The 269-nt window shown below is 33.1% G+C and carries 1 pseudogene; it reads right to left on the bottom strand.

Features of this window, described 5'->3' with window-relative positions:
* Window positions 1-269, bottom strand: a pseudogene (locus RYX56_RS22665) (capsular polysaccharide biosynthesis protein CapF); the annotation flags it as partial.

The raw sequence follows: 269 nt of genomic DNA, 5'->3' as shown, positions 1-269 counted from the left end.
GATCCTCTGTGGTCGCAATTCATTTTAAGATCATAAGAAAACTGATCTTCTGGCAAGAAACTTAAGTAGGTACTGTAAAGCTTCTTGGTCAAAGCACACTCCATATTAGGAATACTTAAATTGGATCTGCTTTCTTTGAAACTTAAGATTAAATGAGCTAAATCACCAAGTTTAATTTTATGAGTTACCGGAACAGAACAGTAATTCCCCGTAATGGTAGGATTTCCTTCTAATGCTCTAAAAAATTCATCTAAAACATCATCAATATA

Origin of the sequence: Alkalihalophilus lindianensis (genome assembly GCF_032843265.1) — a bacterium.
Lineage (GTDB): Bacteria > Bacillota > Bacilli > Bacillales > Bacillaceae_D > Alkalihalophilus > Alkalihalophilus lindianensis.
This window is presented reverse-complemented; position numbering and strand designations above follow the sequence as displayed.